The organism is Mesorhizobium waimense, assembly GCF_003601975.1.
In the GTDB taxonomy this organism is placed as follows: Bacteria; Pseudomonadota; Alphaproteobacteria; order Rhizobiales; family Rhizobiaceae; genus Mesorhizobium; species Mesorhizobium waimense.
The window spans coordinates 28,886-44,812 of sequence record NZ_QZWZ01000016.1 but is presented as its reverse complement, the minus strand read 5'-3'; the positions used below and the strand labels follow the sequence as shown (position 1 = coordinate 44,812).

Sequence of the window (15,927 nt, the reverse complement as noted above, 5' to 3'; positions counted from 1 at the left end):
GGATTGTGAACGTGTTCCACCACAGGGCAGCGAAAGTGTGAACAATGGCGATGACCCCGAGCCTTTACAGCATCTCCGCGTTGGCCGTTGAATTGAACCGAGACCGTCGCACAATTGCCGCCGCGCTCGATCGTGTCACCGCCGATGGCGTGGTCACAGGCGGCCACCGCGCATGGTATCTGCGAACCGCTCTGAAGGCGCTGAAGGCCGAGCCACCGAAGCAGTTCGATCCTGCCGACGGTCCGCTTGCCGCTATGCTCGACCGTCTGGATAGCTGGCAGGAAGTCCATTCCACAGAGGCCAAGCCCGTAAGGCTTGACGAGATGGCCGACCTCATCGGCGAGCCGGCCGCGTCGGTGCTGACGTGGCTTCGTGCCGGCTGTCCTTATGTCGAGCGCGGCGATTTCGAGACCGGCGCCGGTTTTATGCTTCGCCCGTCATGGGTGATCGACTGGCTTGTTTCGGCTTCCATCCTGGCCCGCAAGACGGGCGACGCGGTTAGCGCCGCGAAGCTCCAACTTTGAGGAATTGAAAATGGTCCCCGCATCTTTCCCCAGCCACTGGCGCCGCGCCGTCGAGCACGGTGACGCTTCTGCCTTCGCCCAGGCCGAAGACCTCATCGCCTTTTTCACCGCCACGGGCGCCAAAACCGGCGGCTACGGTACGTTCATGAAACTCACCGACGGCGAGAAAGAGAACCTCGCCATGTTGCAGAGCCGGTATCCCGACGAATCGCTCGAAGCCAACATGCGCACTCGCACAAAGCGAAGCGAGGCGGCACAGGCCATCATCGCGAAATCCAAGGCCAATCTCGGAAGCGCGAGCGCTCCGGCTTCCACGGCCAAGGAGCCCGAAAAGCCCAAAGTGAATGCCTGGGATAAGGCGATTGCCAAGGCGAATGACAAACTTGCGAAGGGCTTCTGACATGGCCGGCAAATCCACAATCACGCAACGAATCGCGCTCGACGGCGGCGACACCATCAAAGCCCAACTCCTGGCGCTCGGAAAAACCGGCGAAGCGGCGTTCAAAGCCATTCAGCAGGCAGCGAGCAAGGCCGACTTTCAGAAGTTCTCGGCCAGCCTGTCGAAAGCCCGCACGGACCTTGCCGCGCTCGGCAAGAACCTGGCATTGCTGGGCACCGGCCTGGCGGCGGGCGCTACTGCCGCGGGCGCGGCGGTGCTCGGCCTTGCCAAGTCAGGTTCTGAAGCCGCCGATGCTGCCGGCAAGGCAGCACAGAAAACCGGCCTGCAGATCGACGCTTATGGCCGGTTGGAATTCGCCGCTAGTCAAGCCGATGTCAGCCAGGAACAGTTCGTCTCCGGCATGTCGCGGCTCAACAGGGCGATTGCCGAAGCGGCGGCGCAGGGCACCAAGGCCGGCAAGGCGATTGAGGACGTCGGCGTTCATGTCACCCGCTTCGGGGCCAAGGCCAAGGACGCGGCGGCGGCGGCAAAGCCGGTTGCAGACATCTTCACCAAACTCGGCATTAGCGTTCGGGACGCCTCCGGCAAGTTGAAGACCAACGAACAGATCCTGCTCGAAGTCTCCGATGCTTTCGCCAGGATGCCAGACGGTGCGCTGAAATCTGCATTGGCAATCGAGTTGTTCGGCAAGGCGGGCGCTGAACTCTTGCCGTTTTTGAATGCCGGGAAAAAGGGGCTCATCGATCTCGGCAAGGAAGCCGAAAGCCTTGGAATCGTCTTCACGCCCGAACAGACGAAGGCGGCCGAAGATTTCAACGACACCGTTGCTTCGCTCGGCAAGTCGGTACGCGGTACGCGCATCCAATTGGGTCTGCTGTTCGCGCCGCTGTTCACCACGCTTGCCGCCGGGCTTCGCGATGAGATCAACAACAACCGGGTCGCCATTGTCGCCTTCGGGCAGAAGGTTGCGCAGGTCACGGCCGGCGCGCTCGGCGATCTCTTTCACTTGCTGTCCGGCAACACGCAAAACATCAAATCGCCATTCATCAGGGAATGGGGCGCCGCCATCGTCCAGTTCGGCAATGATGTCGCTGGCGTCTTCAACGGCCTAATCCTGCCGGCGTTCAGGTTGCTGCGGGAGGGCGCGCAATTCGTTGCCGACCAGATCAACCGAGTTTTCGGCACAGATGTCACAGCCGGCGAACTTGCGCTCGGCACTGCTATTTTGTCGGCTGTCGGAGCCTTCGCCCTGCTTGCCTCGACCATCGGCGCTGTGGTCGCGGGCATCGGCTTCCTGGCCGGCTTGGTGGGAGGAATCCCGCTCGCCATCGCCGCAGCGGCGGTTACGGCCGGCGTCCTGATCGGCGTTTTTTGGGAGGATATCAAGGCCGGCGCCGCTGCCACCTGGCAATTCATCAGCGATGGCGCTGCGGGCGCCTGGCAGGCGATTGTGGACGGCGCAACCGGCCTATGGAACAACATCGTCGGCGCCTTCCAGGAAGGCCAGCAACTTGCCGTTGATGCCTTCAACGCGACTGTCGAGGCCGTCGTCGAGGTCTGGAACAGCTTGGTCGCCCGCCTGGGCGATATCTCCACCCAAGTCGTCAACCGCATCGTCAGTGCGTTCGATGGCCTCAAGCAGCGCCTATCTGCCGTCTGGAATGGCGTTGTTCAGATGGCGCAGTCGGCTTTGGGCCGCATCGGTTCGTTCATCGACAACATCATCGCCAGGATCTCGGCCGCCATCAACAAGCTGAAACAACTCGTCGGGCTGGGTGGCGACAGCGGCTCGGGCGGCGGCGGCTCACAAGGCTTTGCGCGCGGTGGCTTCCTGGCCAACGGGCCGGGCACGTCGACCTCCGATTCAATCATGGCTCGCCTGTCCGTCGGCGAATTCGTGATAAGGGCGAAGGTGGTCAAGGCACTCGGCGCCGATTTCTTTCATGCCCTGAATAACGGCTTCCTGCCCTCGCTGAAAGGCCTTCAGGGATTTTCGCTCGGCGGTGCCGTCGACCAGTTCAACCGCTCCATGTCAGTCCAGCGTTTCGCCGGTGGCGGCCTTGCAAAAACCAATCTGGCGCCGGCCTCCGGCTTCACTGGCAAGACGACGCTGATCAAGCTTCAATACGGCACGACCGTGCAGGATGTCATCGACCTGATCGGGCAGGCTGACCCGGTGACGCGGTTTCAGCAGTTCGCCTTGGCTGAAGCGACGAGCAGCGCCGGCCGGAGGCCCCGCTGATGACCAGTTGGTCGGAAAAGTGGTGGGAAGCGCCACCGGAGGCAGCCGAGCTCGTCGCCAACAATCGCCGGGCGTTTATGGAACAGTTTGGAGACTTCGAAGCTGTCGCCTTCGATCAATACTGGATCGGTACGTCGCCGGATGGCCGATGGCTAGGCTTGCAGCTTCATCGGCCGGATGGCTCGATCCATCGCTTCGCGTTGCCCTGTGAGATGGCGCAACAGTTCTTCACCGATGTCGTCGGCACCATCGACTTTATGGGCCAACTGCTGCTCGCCAAGGCAGAAACGGGCGGCAGCGCATGATGATCGCCTGGCTCGCCTTCATCGTCTCGTGCGCCGTCGTCGGCGCGCTGCTGCTGCATTGAGAAATCAGGCGGCCCGGCTGCCGGGGGCTTTCTCGGGGGCGGCTTAGATTTTAAAGCTTCCGAAAGCGGCGAGGCTACATCATACGGAAACCATCGCCTCTTCTTCTGGCCCTAAAGGCAGCGTAGGATCACAGCATGGCCAAGCCAGATACAAATGTGGTCGTCTCGGCGTTCACCGAAGAACAGGTGGCACGACTGACCGGAATAACGGCGCACCGGCTCCGGTATTGGGACCGGTCAGAGTTCTTTCGGCCGAGCTACGGGGCAGACAATCGCCGGGTTCCCTTTAGCCGAATCTATTCGTTCATGGATGTGGCGGCGCTTCGAGTTCTTGCTGTCCTTCTAAACCAGCACAACGTACCGCTTCAGCATCTTCGCCATGTCTCGCGGAGACTGGGCACGATGGATAACGGCGCCTGGTCGCGAACTACGCTCTACGTCTTCAATCGCAAGGTCATCTTTGACGATCCAGAAGATGATGGGCGCCAGAAGGAAGTGGTCTCCGGCCAGTACATGATCGGCATCCCGCTGGAGATGGTGGTTTCCGACACCCGACGCGATGTGAAAGCTCTCTCTACGCGCTCAGAGGAACAGATCGGCCACATCGAGAAAAACCGGTACGTCGCACACAATGCTGCAGTTGTTTCGGGAACCAGAATACCAGTGTCTGCGATTCAGCATTTTTCCGAAGATGGCTTTACAATTGAGCAGATCCTTTCGGAATACCCGACTCTGTCGGAAGCGGATGTAAGGGCCGCCATTTCCTATGGGCAGGAAGAAAAAGCTGCGTGAGCCCCAAGCGGCCCACGCTCAAACTGTTCATCGATGAAGGCGTTCCCGATTCAGTGGGTCGCATGTTTTTAGAAGCTGGCCACACGGTTGTTTATCTGCGCGACGCCATCGCCACTGGCTCGCCCGATCAATTGGTTTGCGCTGTTTCCGAGGCGAACGACGCCATCCTGGTTGCGCTTGACGGCGACATGCGACAGTTGGCGCAGCGCCATGGAGTCGGACAACGCCGATACCGAAAACTAAGCCTGTTAAAACTTTCATGCAGGGAGACCCGCGCCGCCGCTCGCGTTACCCAAGCTATGTCTCTCATCGAGCATGAATGGAATTACAGCGTTGGCTCCAAAGACCGGCGCATATTCATAGAGATCAATGACGAAGCGATGCACACGAAGCGCTAGGGTTGGCCCGCTGGCGCGCTTGACGATTTCAGCAAATGAGAACAAGTTAGGCGCACCGGCTGACAGTTTCCGCTGCCAGCCGGCACTTGCCACCACGGAAGCCGGATCAGGGCCTCGCAGTGACCGAATCTCATTTATCATTTCGCGCGTCATCGCCGCTAGGCATTTTGCCCGGCTTCCTCAACATTGGAGAGGAAGTCCACCATGACCAATCATGCACTCACACGTCGCGCCGCCTTGGGCGCAATAGCCTCTATTCTGGCCACAGCGGGCGCTACAGCGCCTTCGGCTGCTATTCCCGTCAATGATCCACTGATCGATGCGATCGCCGCCTTTCGCGCTGGACTTGACGACTACGACCGGAACGCGCGGCTAGAGGATGAGGAAAAATTGGACGCCTATGCCGAGGCTTCCTTTGGGCTGCCGATGACCGTCATCGAAGAATGGGAGCGGCCGGCAACATCAAAGCAGGGCGCCATTGAGGCCTTGCGTCTTGCTCTGGATGAAATGAGCTCGTTCGAGGCATCTCCGACGGTGCCGCCAATGGTGGGTGCAGCGCTGGCCTATCTGGAAGGGTTGCAGTCATGAGCGCCGCCAGGAAGACCACTTTCGACGACCTGGAGCCGCTGGTCTGCGATGCAGACAATATGATGGACGTGTTGCTGACCATACTGGAACCGGACTTCGCGAGGAGTGGCGAAGACAACGTGGTCCATAACAGCATCCGAGCGCGCCCGCATTTTCTTCATTGCCAGCACCGCTGCCCACATGGCGCAGAAGGTCAAGACGGCCTATTACAAGGCTTTGGAAGACGAGAAGGACGAGGCACACGCCGCCTGATCATTCCGCAAGCGCAACGACAAAGGCCCGGCGGCTTCGGCTTCCGGGCTTTTTTGCGGACATGGTGCGGACACGAAAATTGAACGGACACAGAAACCAGCCTCACCTCTCACAAGCCATTGATTTTTGGCTGTTTTTGGTGAGCGCGTCGGGGTTCGAACCCGAGACCTACTGATTAAAAGTCAGTTGCTCTACCGGCTGAGCTACGCGCTCCCGCGGGCGCGAAAAGGCTGCCCTCGAAATTGCGCGGAACATAGGGAGAGTGCACCGGCCGGTCAACCGGAAAAAGCGGGGCATGGAAGGCGGATTTCCCGGGGCTCGGCGTGGTGCCGCCGGGCATCGCGCACCGACGAGACCACCGGCCGAGGCAGAGCCTGAAGCGGCTGTTTCGCGTCTATGTCTCTAGCGAGAAACACACACGAAAACAATCACTTGCAATCCTGGCGGGAACAATTGCCCGGCCTGCCCGTTTCCTTGCCACAAGGGACGTCAACCGCCCCCTTTTCAAGGAGAAGACCATGAACAGGATCATATCGGGTCTGCTGGCGACAACCCTGTCCGCTTCGTTCGTTGCGGCCGAGATCGTCCCGGTCAATGCCCAGCCGAGCTATGTGCCGCTGGGGCAAGGGCTTTCGTCGGACGTGCAGACCGTGCAGTACCAGGATTGGCGGCGACACCGCAACCTCAACCGCAATCGCAACTTTTCCCGCAATGACGGCATGTATTGGAACGGTCATCGCGGCTACCGCGAATACCGTCGCGGTTATCGCCGTCACGGCGACTTCTGGTTCCCGCTTGCTGCTTTCGCAACTGGTGCATTGATCACCGGTGCAATCATCAACAACCAGAACCGGGTCTATCGCGGCGGCGATGCGCATGTGCAGTGGTGCTACGACCGCTATAGATCCTACCGCGCCTGGGACAACACGTTCCAGCCTTATGACGGCCCGCGTCAGCAGTGCTATTCGCCTTACTAGGGGCCCCCGGCGGATCGAACACGGGAGGCTGATGGAAGCCCGTGCCGGTGACGGTGCGGGCTTTCATTTTGCCGGCAGAACCTACTGCCTGCTCAAGGTCCTGCGCACCGCATTGCGCCAGCCAGCGAGCTTGGCTGAACGGACCGCCGCCTCCATGTCCGGCTTGAAGCGCCGCTCGAGCGCCCAGCTCTTGGCGAAGTCCTTCGCCTTCGGCCATACATCCGCCTTCGAGCCCGCGAGCCAGGCAGCACCGAGCGCGGTGGTCTCCAGGATAGTCGGGCGGTCGACCGGAGCATCGAGGATGTCGGCCAGCCGCTGCATGGTCCAGTCGGACGCCACCATGCCGCCATCCACCCGAAGCACGGTTTTGGCCGAAGCGCCCTTCCAGTCCTTGCGCATGGCGTCGAGCAGGTCGCGAGTCTGGTAGGCGACGGATTCCAGCGCCGCGTGGGCGAATTCGGCCGGGCCGGAGTTGCGGGTCAGGCCAAAGATGGCACCGCGAGCCTCGGCGTCCCAATGCGGTGCGCCGAGGCCGACGAAGGCCGGCACCAAATAGACGTCTTGAGTGGGATCCGCCTCGGCCGCCAATGTGCCGCTATGCTCAGCCTTGCCGATCACTTTGATGCCGTCGCGCAGCCATTGCACGGCAGCACCGGCAATGAAGATCGAACCTTCCAGCGCATAGGTGGTCTTGCCGTTCAGGCGATAAGCGATGGTCGTCAATAGGCGATTCTTCGAGCGCACCAGATCGGTGCCGGTGTTGAGCAGCGCGAAGCAGCCGGTGCCGTAGGTGGATTTCATCATGCCGGGCTCGAAACAGGCCTGGCCGATTGTCGCGGCATGCTGGTCGCCGGCGACACCAAGGATTCTTATCTCGGCGCCGAACAGGCCTTTCTCAGTGACTCCATAGTCATCGGCGCAATCCTTCACTTCCGGCAGCATGGCGGCCGGAATGCGCAGGATGGACAGCAGCTCGTCGTCCCAGACATTCTTCTCGATGTTGTAGACGAGCGTGCGCGAGGCGTTGGTGGCGTCGGTGGCATGAACCTTGCCGCCGGTGAGCCGCCAGATCAGGAAACTGTCGATGGTGCCGGCGAGCAGTTCGCCCTTCTCGGCGCGTTTCCTGGCGCCCTTCACCTTGTCCAGCATCCAAGCGATCTTGGTGCCGGAAAAATAGGGATCGAGCAGCAGGCCGGTCTTGCGGGTGAACTTCTTCTCCAGCCCCTGCTTCTTCAGCTTGTGGCAGAGTGGCGCGGTGCGCCGGTCCTGCCAGACGATCGCGTTGTGGATCGGCTTGCCGGTCGCCCTGTCCCAAATGACGACGGTCTCGCGCTGGTTGGTGATGCCGATGGCGGCGACGTCCGAAGCTGCGCTGCCGGCATTCTTCAGCGCGGCCTTCACCGTGGCGACGACGCTTCCCCAGATATCCTCCGGATCGTGCTCGACCCAGCCGGAGGCCGGATAATGCTGGGTGAATTCCTGCTGGCCAGTGCCTGCAACCTTCATCTTGTCGTCGAACAGGATCGCCCTGGTCGAAGTCGTCCCCTGGTCGATGGCCAGCACAAAGCCGCTCATTTCCGCTCCTCCGTTATTCATGCAACAGGGGAGACGGCCAAAAGCCGCCTCCCCCGCAGGTTCCGTGCGGGCCCGTTGGCGCCCGCATCAGGCAGTCTTACTTCTGCCAGCTCTTCACCAGTTCGTCGTAGTTGATGGTGACCGGCTTTTCCTTCTCGTTCTCGATCTTGAGCTGAGGCGCGAGGTGGCCGTTCTTGACCGCGTCGGCGTTCCAGTAGGCGAGGTCATGCTCTTCGGCCATCTTCGGACCGATGTCGCCCTGGATGCCTGCCTTTTCCAGGCGTTCCATGACCTTTTCCTGCTCGGCGCAGAGCGAGTCCATCGCCTCCTGCGCCGTCTTGGCACCCGACGAGGCATCGCCGACCGCCTGCCACCAGAGCTGTGCCAGCTTCGGATAGTCCGGCACGTTCGTGCCGGTCGGCGACCACTGGACGCGGGCCGGCGAGCGGTAGAACTCGATCAAGCCGCCGAGCTTCGGAGCGCGTTCCGTGAAGCTCTTGTCCTGGATCGTCGACTCACGAATGAGCGTCAAGCCGACATGGCTCTTCTTCACGTCGACCGTCTTCGACACGACGAACTGCGCATAAAGCCAGGCGGCCTTGGCGCGATCGTCGGGCGTGGACTTCAGCAGGGTCCAGGAACCCACGTCCTGGTAGCCAAGCTTCATGCCATCCTTCCAGTACACGCCATGCGGCGACGGAGCAAAGCGCCATTTCGGGGTGCCGTCCGCGTTCACGACCGGCAGCCCGTCCTTGACGAAGGAGGCGGTGAAGGCAGTGTAGGTGAACATCTGCTGCGCGACTGTGCCCTGGGACGGGACGGGGCCGGATTCGCCGAACGTCATGCCCTGGGCTTCCGGCGGCGCATAGGCCTTCAGCCAATCAAGGTACTTCTGGATCGAATACACGGCAGCCGGGCCGTTGGTGTCGCCGCCGCGCGCGACGCACGAGCCGACAGGCTGCGACTTCTCGTTGACCTTGATGCCCCATTCGTCGACCGGAAGACCGTTCGGCAGGCCCTTGTCGCCATTGCCGGCCATCGACAGCCATGCGTCGGTGAACCGCCAGCCGAGCGACGGGTCCTTCTTGCCGTAGTCCATGTGACCATAGACCTTCTTGCCGTCGATCTCGCGGCCGGTGAAGAATTCGGCGATGTCCTCATAGGCCGACCAGTTGACGGGAACGCCAAGGTCGTAGCCGTACTTGGCCTTGAAATCGGCCTTGTTCTTCTCGTCATTGAACCAGTCGTAGCGGAACCAGTAGAGGTTCGCGAACTGCTGGTCGGGCAGCTGGTAGAGGTCGCCGTCCGGAGCGGTCGTGAACTTGGTGCCGATGAAGTCGGCGAGGTCGAGGTTGGGGTTGGTGACATCCTTGCCCTCATTCGCCATCCACTTGGTCAGGCTGCGCGCCTGCTGGTAGCGCCAGTGCGTGCCGATCAGGTCGGAGTCGTTGACGTAGGCGTCGTAGATGTTTTCGCCCGACTGCATTTGGGTCTGCAGCTTCTCGACGACGTCGCCTTCGCCGATCAGGTCGTGGGTGATCTTGATGCCGGTGATCGCGGTGAAGGCGGGCGCCAAAACCTTAGACTCATAGCTATGCGTATCGATGGTCTCGGAGACCACCTTGATGTCCATGCCGGCGAAAGGCTTGGCGGCATCGATGAACCATTGCATCTCGGCTTCCTGGGCGCCGCGATCGAGCGTCGACAAGTCCTTGATTTCGGTATCGAGGAAGGTCTTGGCTTCGTCCATTCCGGCGAACGCCTGGCCTGCTCCCCAGAGCAGGACAAGCGCAGTCGTTGATGTTAAAAATTGCCTTCGCATTTCGTTTCCTCCACTTTTCAGGTTTCAAGTGCGATCTGGAGCGGCCGTCGGCACGCGGCCGCTCCAACAGTTTCCCCCTCTATACGTAGCGGAACACGCCGACGGCGTAGACTACGGAGAGAGCGAGAGCCCACCACAGGTTGGGTCCGACAAGACCCAGCCAAGCGAGATGGATAAAGGCGCTGCCAAGCAGCGAAACAAAGAGGCGGTCGCCGCGCGTCGTCTCGAAGCGCAGGATGCCTACGCGCGGATTGCCGCCCGGCGAGGCGTATTCCCAGACCGCCATGCCGCACAGCAGCACCAGGATCGTGATGAAAAACAGCGCCGTCGGCAGCGTCCATGCCATCCAGGTGAGGTTCATGGTCATACCCTCCCCAGGGCAAAGCCCTTGGCGATGTAGTTGCGGACGAACCAGATCACGAGCGCGCCTGGCAAGATCGTGAGCACGCCGGCGGCGGCGAGCACGCCCCAGTCGAGCCCGGATGCGGAGACCGTGCGGGTCATGATCGCCGCGATCGGCTTGGCGGCGGTCGTGGTCAAGGTGCGCGCGATCAGCAGCTCGACCCATGAGAACATGAAGCAGAAGAAGCAGGCCACGCCGATGCCGCTCGCGATCAGCGGCATGAATATCTTCAGGAAGAAGCGCGGAAAGGAGTAGCCGTCGATATAGGCCGTCTCGTCGATCTCCTTCGGCACGCCGGACATGAAACCTTCGAGGATCCAGACCGCCAGCGGCACGTTGAACAGGCAGTGCGCCAGCGCCACGGCGATGTGCGTGTCGATCAGGCCGAAGGCCGAATAGAGCTGGAAGAAAGGCAGCGCGAACACCGCCGGCGGCGCCATGCGGTTGGTCAAGAGCCAGAAGAAGAGGTGCTTGTCACCGAGGAACCTGTAGCGCGAGAAGGCGTAGGCCGCAGGCAGCGCCACCGAAACCGAGATCACCATGTTCATGACGACATAGATGATCGAATTGATGTAGCCCTTGTACCAGGACGGGTCGGTGAAGATCACCATGTAGTTGGCGATGGTCGGGTCCTTTGGCCACAGCGAAAAGGCGCCCAGGATCTCCTGATTAGTCTTGAAGCTCATGTTGACCAGCCAGTAAATCGGCAGCATCAGAACGATTATGTAGATCGTCGGCACCAGCCACCAGAACCGGGATTCTTCGCCGCGCCGGCGCATCAGCCGCGCGATCTGGTCCTGTGACAGGGTGCTGGCGAGCCCGTCCGAAACCGTCGTCTCACTCACTCGGTCCTGCCTTGTCGTTCTTTCGTTGGCGCCGCTCATCTCAGCGCTCCGCATCGACGGTGGTCATGACGGTGTAGAACACCCATGACAGCAGCAGGACGATCAGGAAGTAGATGATCGACATGGCGGCTGCCGGCCCGAGGTCGAACTGGCCGACGGCAATCTTGACCAGGTCAATCGACATGAATGTCGTCGAATTGCCGGGGCCACCACCAGTGACGACGAAGGGTTCGGTGTAGATCATAAAGCTGTCCATGAAGCGCAGTAGAACGGCAATCAGAAGCACGCGGTTCATCTTCGGCAGCTGGATGTAGCGGAAGATCGCCCAGCGCGACGCGCCATCGATCTTGGCGGCTTGATAATAGGCATCCGGTATGGAGACGAGGCCGGCGTAGCAGAGCAGGACGACGAGGCTAGTCCAGTGCCATACGTCCATCAGGATGACCGTCACCCAGGCGTCGGTCGGGTCGTTGACATAGTTGTAGTCGATGCCGAGCGCGGAAAGCGTGTAGCCGAGCAGACCTATGTCGATGCGGCCGAACACCTGCCAGATCGTGCCGACAACGTTCCACGGGATGAGCAGCGGCAGGGCCATCAGCACCAGGCAGACCGGCACGCCCCAGCCTTTCTTGGGCATGTTGAGAGCGATGAAGATGCCGAGCGGAATCTCGATGACGAGGATGATTGCGGAGAAGATCAGGTTGCGGACCATCGACAGCCAGAAACGATCCGACCCCAGGATTTCGGTGTACCAGTCTGAGCCGTTCCAGAAGAAGACGTTGTTTCCGAACGTGTCCTGTACCGAATAGTTGACCACCGTCATCAGGGGGATCGCCGCCGAGAACGCCACCAGCAGAAGCACCGGCAGCACCATGAACCAGGCTTTGTTGTTCCAGGTCTTTTCCATTCTATGCCCCCATCTCGACGCGCCAGGAATCGGCATAGATATTGATGCCGACGGGGTCGAACCGCACCTTTGGTTCGGCCGGCACGGTCTCATCCTCGCCGATCACGGCAGCGATCTCGCGGCCTTCAAGATTGGCGCGGACCACCTTGTGGCGGCCGACGTCCTCGACCTTGCTGATCTTGACGGCCATGCCGTCGCGGCCGAGCCTGACATATTCCGGGCGGATACCGAGCTCGATGGCGCCGGCGCCGGCCTTGGGCACGCCGGGCAGTTCGATGCGCTGGCTGCCGATCGTCGCGGTCTTGCCGTCGATCGCCACCGGCATGACGTTCATGCCGGGCGAGCCGATGAAGTAACCGACGAAGGTGTGGCGCGGCCGCTCGAACAGTTCGGCCGGCGTGCCGATCTGGACGATCTCGCCGTCATACATGACGACGACCCGATCGGCGAAGGTCAGCGCCTCGGTCTGGTCGTGCGTGACATAGACCATGGTGTAGCCGAAGCGACGATGGAGCTGCTTCAGTTGCGAGCGCAGCACCCACTTCATGTGCGGATCGATGACGGTCAGCGGTTCGTCGAACAGGATGGCGTTGACATCCGAACGCACCAGCCCACGGCCGAGTGAGATCTTCTGCTTCTGGTCGGCGGTCAGCCCGCGCGCCTTCTTCTTCGCAAGTTCCGCAAGGTCGATCATGTCGAGCGTCTCGCGCACCTTGCGGTCGACGTCGGCCTCCGGCACGCCGCGGTTGCGCAGCGGGAAGGCCAGATTGTCGTAGACGGTCATGGTGTCGTAGATGACCGGGAACTGGAACACCTGGGCGATGTTGCGCTCCTGCGTCGACAGCCGGGTCACGTCCTTGCCGTTGAACAGCAGTTGGCCGTGCGAGGGATGCAGTAGCCCCGAGATGATGTTGAGCAGCGTGGTCTTGCCGCAGCCGGACGGACCGAGCAGCGCATAGGCGCCGCCATCCTCAAAAGTGTGGTGCACTTCCTTCAGGGCGAAATCGGCATCCTTCTGCGGGTTCGGCAGATAGGAGTGCCTGATATGGTTGACGTCGATGCGCGCCATCGCTTGCCTCCCTATGCCGCCAGCTTCGGCGCGGCCACGGCGCGGCCGTGCTCGTCGAAGACCATGATGTGGCGCGGATCGATGAACACCTCGACCTCTGCGTCGGGTTCGAAATCGCGGATGCCGTGGGTCAGCATGACCCAGCGCGCGTCGGCGAAGTCGAGATGGACGAAGCTCTCCGAACCGGTGATCTCGGTAATGGTGACCTTCGCACGCACCGGCACGGCGGCAGCATTTGGCCGCTCGAGCGACAGATGGTGCGGCTGGAAGCCGATCGTATAGTTGGCATCGGCAATGCCGGCGAGATCGGCCGGCACCGGCAATTTGACGCCACCCTCGAGCAGGAAATCCGGACCCTTCTTGGCCAGCACGATGGTGTTCAGCGGCGGGTCGGCGAAGGTCTTTGCCGTCACCAGGTCGACGGGCTTGCGGAAGACGTCGATGGTTGGCCCGAACTGGGTGATGCGGCCCTGTGAAAGCGTCGCCGTGTTGCCGCCGAGCAGCAGCGCTTCATGCGGCTCGGTCGTCGCATAAACGAAGATGGTCCCGGCCGCGGCGAAGATCTTCGGCAGTTCGGCGCGCAGCTCCTCGCGCAGCTTGTAATCGAGATTGGCGAGCGGCTCGTCGAGCAGCACCAGGCTGGCGTTCTTGACAATGGCGCGGGCAAGGGCCGTGCGCTGCTGCTGGCCGCCGGACAGGCTGAGCGGCGTGCGGTCGAGATAGGGCGTCAGCTTCAGAAGTCCTGCTGCGTTGCGCACTTCCTTGTCGATCTTTGCCTGGTCGGTGCCGGCGACGCGCAGCGGCGAGGCGATGTTCTCGTAGACCGTCATCGCCGGGTAGTTGATGAACTGCTGGTAGACCATGGCGACGTTGCGCTTCTGCACCGGCATTCCGGTGACGTCCTTGCCGTCGAACCAGACCGAGCCGGAAGTCGGCACGTCGAGGCCTGCCATCAGCCGCATCAGGCTGGTCTTGCCAGACAGCGTCGGTCCGAGCAGGACGTTGAGCGAGCCATGCTGAAGCGTCAGCGACACGTCGCTTATATGCTCCGCGGCGCCAACCGTCTTGGTGACGTTTCTCAGTTCCAGCATGATGCCTCCTCCCAGGCTTTCTGCATCAGCCAGCCATCCTTATTCTGCCGCCGCGACATGGCGCCGGCTTATTCCGCGCATGAATTCGTCCAGTGCACTCGCCTGCTCGCGGCTCAGTTGCAGGCCGCGCTTGGTTCGGCGCCACAATACATCTTCCGCCGTCATCGCCCACTCGTTTTGCACGAGATAGCGCACCTCGGCCTCGTAGAGGTCGGCACCGAAATTCCGGCCAAGATCGGCATTCGACCTGGCGAGGCCCAGCAGCGTGCGGGCGCGGGTGCCGTAGAGGCGGGTCAACCGGCGGGCCAGGCGCGCGTCGAGAAAGGGATAGGCGGTCTTCAGCTTCGCCACTTCGACGTCGAAACCGGTGGCCGGGAAATCGCCGCCGGGCAAAGGTGCATCTGTTGTCCAGGGCTTGCCGCGCTTGCCGAGGAAAGCCTCGATCTTTTCCAGCATCGATTCCGACAGCCGGCGATAGGTGGTGATCTTGCCGCCAAAGGCATTGATGATCGGGGCCGCGCCCTCGCCGCCATCGGCCTTGAGCACATAGTCGCGGGTCGCTTCCTGTGCCTTCGAGGCGCCATCGTCATAGAGCGGGCGTACGGCGGAATAGGTCCAGACGATGTCCGAACGCTTGACGCCTTGCGCGAAATATTCGCTTGCCGCAGCGCACAGATAGTCGATCTCGGTGTCGCTGATCTTCACATCATGCGGATCGCCCGGATAATCCCGGTCGGTGGTGCCGATCAGCGTGAACTCATCCTCATAGGGGATGGCGAAAATGATGCGGCCGTCCTTGTTCTGGAAGAAATAGGCGCGCGGGTCTTCGAACTTCTTGTTGATGACGATGTGGCTGCCCTGCACCAGGCGGACATTGTGGACGTCGTTCAGGCCGACCGTCGCCGACAACACCTGGTCGACCCAAGGGCCTGCGGCATTGACCAGAAGCCGCGCCTTGACCTCTTCGGCCTGACCGGTGTGGACGTCTTCTAGCCTTATCGCCCAGAGATCGCCCTCGCGGCGTGCACTGACCACCTTCGTTCGGGTTCGGATGGTTGCACCGCGGTCGGCGGCATCGCGTGCGTTGAGCGCCACCAGCCTGGCATCGTTGACCCAGCCGTCGGAATACTCGAAAGCCTTGCGAAATAGCGGCTTCAGCGGCTTGCCGGCCGGGTCCTTCGCCATGTCCAGCGTCTTCGTCGCCGGCAGCAATTTGCGCCCGCCAATATGGTCGTAGAGGAAGAGGCCGAGCCGGATCAGCCAGGCCGGACGCAGGCCCTTGGCATAAGGCAGCACGAAGCGCATCGGCCAGATGATGTGCGGCGCGTTCTTCCAGAGCACCTCGCGCTCCATCAGCGCTTCGCGCACCAGGCGAAATTCATAGAATTCGAGATAGCGCAGGCCGCCATGGATCAGCTTGGTCGAGCCGGACGAGGTTCCGCTGGCCAGATCGTTCATCTCGGCCAGAAAAACTGAAAAGCCACGCCCGGCAGCGTCGCGGGCGATGCCGCAGCCGTTGATGCCGCCGCCGATGACGAAAATGTCATGGATCGGAGATGCGTCCAAGAAGTCCTCCAGCGATTTCGCATTGCAGCATTTTTGGTCTTTTGCGAAACCGTTGTGGGATTATTTCGAAATAGGAACGAATGTCAAACGAAATATCACGGACATGTGA

17 protein-coding genes and 1 tRNA gene are annotated in these 15,927 nt (G+C 61.4%); 9 read left to right on the top strand and 9 right to left on the bottom strand.

Annotation, left to right across the window (positions count from 1 at the left end; all coding sequences use genetic code 11):
- Nucleotides 1–50 precede the first annotated feature (50 nt).
- From D3227_RS20565 to D3227_RS41695, 8 genes are all read left to right on the top strand, one after another.
- A complete protein-coding gene (locus D3227_RS20565; protein ID WP_147377643.1) occupies nucleotides 51–524 on the top strand; it encodes a hypothetical protein in 474 nt (157 codons plus the stop codon).
- Nucleotides 525–528: 4 nt separating this feature from the next.
- On the top strand, nucleotides 529–924 hold the full coding sequence (locus D3227_RS20560; RefSeq protein ID WP_147377642.1) for a hypothetical protein: 396 nt from the start codon (nucleotides 529–531) through the stop codon (nucleotides 922–924).
- 1 nt (nucleotide 925) lies between these two features.
- Nucleotides 926–3,166 carry a phage tail tape measure protein gene (locus D3227_RS20555; protein WP_120016141.1) on the top strand — a complete coding sequence of 747 codons (2,241 nt, stop codon included), beginning with the start codon at nucleotides 926–928 and terminating at the stop codon, nucleotides 3,164–3,166.
- Nucleotides 3,166–3,471 carry a hypothetical protein gene (locus D3227_RS20550; protein ID WP_147377641.1) on the top strand — a complete coding sequence of 102 codons (306 nt, stop codon included), beginning with the start codon at nucleotides 3,166–3,168 and terminating at the stop codon, nucleotides 3,469–3,471. The genes D3227_RS20555 and D3227_RS20550 overlap by 1 nt, the downstream gene beginning before the upstream one ends.
- Before the next feature lie 197 nt (nucleotides 3,472–3,668).
- Complete coding sequence (locus tag D3227_RS42225; protein WP_208646406.1) at nucleotides 3,669–4,325, top strand: DUF433 domain-containing protein; 657 nt, start codon at nucleotides 3,669–3,671, stop codon at nucleotides 4,323–4,325.
- The gene (locus D3227_RS41170; RefSeq protein ID WP_147377640.1) at nucleotides 4,322–4,723 is read left to right on the top strand and encodes a DUF5615 family PIN-like protein; all 402 of its coding nucleotides are present in this window, start codon (nucleotides 4,322–4,324) and stop codon (nucleotides 4,721–4,723) included. The genes D3227_RS42225 and D3227_RS41170 overlap by 4 nt, the downstream gene beginning before the upstream one ends.
- Nucleotides 4,724–4,909: 186 nt before the next feature.
- Nucleotides 4,910–5,311 carry a hypothetical protein gene (locus tag D3227_RS20535; protein WP_147377639.1) on the top strand — a complete coding sequence of 134 codons (402 nt, stop codon included), beginning with the start codon at nucleotides 4,910–4,912 and terminating at the stop codon, nucleotides 5,309–5,311.
- A gap of 105 nt (nucleotides 5,312–5,416) precedes the next feature.
- A complete protein-coding gene (locus D3227_RS41695; RefSeq protein ID WP_167480779.1) occupies nucleotides 5,417–5,563 on the top strand; it encodes a hypothetical protein in 147 nt (48 codons plus the stop codon).
- Between the two features lie 137 nt (nucleotides 5,564–5,700).
- Here D3227_RS41695 and D3227_RS20530 read toward each other — a convergent pair.
- Nucleotides 5,701–5,776: transfer RNA gene (locus tag D3227_RS20530), tRNA-Lys, on the bottom strand.
- Nucleotides 5,777–6,081: 305 nt separating this feature from the next.
- On the opposite strand from D3227_RS20530, the gene D3227_RS20525 reads away from it, so the two are divergent.
- Nucleotides 6,082–6,540, top strand: a complete 459-nt coding sequence (locus D3227_RS20525; RefSeq protein ID WP_120016138.1) for a BA14K family protein — start codon at nucleotides 6,082–6,084, stop codon at nucleotides 6,538–6,540.
- Between the two features lie 81 nt (nucleotides 6,541–6,621).
- Here the strand turns inward: D3227_RS20525 and glpK are convergent, their stop codons facing one another.
- The 8 genes from glpK to glpD form a co-directional block, all read right to left on the bottom strand.
- Complete coding sequence (glpK, locus tag D3227_RS20520) at nucleotides 6,622–8,115, bottom strand: glycerol kinase GlpK (protein ID WP_120016137.1); 1,494 nt, start codon at nucleotides 8,113–8,115, stop codon at nucleotides 6,622–6,624.
- 97 nt (nucleotides 8,116–8,212) lie between these two features.
- The gene (locus D3227_RS20515) at nucleotides 8,213–9,937 is read right to left on the bottom strand and encodes an ABC transporter substrate-binding protein (protein WP_120016136.1); all 1,725 of its coding nucleotides are present in this window, start codon (nucleotides 9,935–9,937) and stop codon (nucleotides 8,213–8,215) included.
- A gap of 79 nt (nucleotides 9,938–10,016) precedes the next feature.
- Nucleotides 10,017–10,298, bottom strand: a complete 282-nt coding sequence (locus tag D3227_RS20510; protein WP_120016135.1) for a DUF2160 domain-containing protein — start codon at nucleotides 10,296–10,298, stop codon at nucleotides 10,017–10,019.
- Nucleotides 10,299–10,300: 2 nt separating this feature from the next.
- Nucleotides 10,301–11,224 (bottom strand): carbohydrate ABC transporter permease, encoded by a 924-nt coding sequence (locus D3227_RS20505; protein ID WP_120016134.1) that lies wholly within the window; start codon nucleotides 11,222–11,224, stop codon nucleotides 10,301–10,303.
- A 1-nt stretch (nucleotide 11,225) separates the two neighbouring features.
- Nucleotides 11,226–12,092: a carbohydrate ABC transporter permease gene (locus D3227_RS20500; RefSeq protein ID WP_120016133.1), complete on the bottom strand. Its 867-nt coding sequence runs from the start codon at nucleotides 12,090–12,092 to the stop codon at nucleotides 11,226–11,228.
- A 1-nt stretch (nucleotide 12,093) separates the two neighbouring features.
- Complete coding sequence (locus D3227_RS20495) at nucleotides 12,094–13,161, bottom strand: ABC transporter ATP-binding protein (protein WP_120016132.1); 1,068 nt, start codon at nucleotides 13,159–13,161, stop codon at nucleotides 12,094–12,096.
- Between the two features lie 11 nt (nucleotides 13,162–13,172).
- Nucleotides 13,173–14,252: an ABC transporter ATP-binding protein gene (locus D3227_RS20490; RefSeq protein ID WP_120016131.1), complete on the bottom strand. Its 1,080-nt coding sequence runs from the start codon at nucleotides 14,250–14,252 to the stop codon at nucleotides 13,173–13,175.
- A gap of 39 nt (nucleotides 14,253–14,291) precedes the next feature.
- A complete protein-coding gene (gene glpD / locus D3227_RS20485; protein WP_120016130.1) occupies nucleotides 14,292–15,818 on the bottom strand; it encodes a glycerol-3-phosphate dehydrogenase in 1,527 nt (508 codons plus the stop codon).
- Nucleotides 15,819–15,927 lie beyond the last annotated feature (109 nt).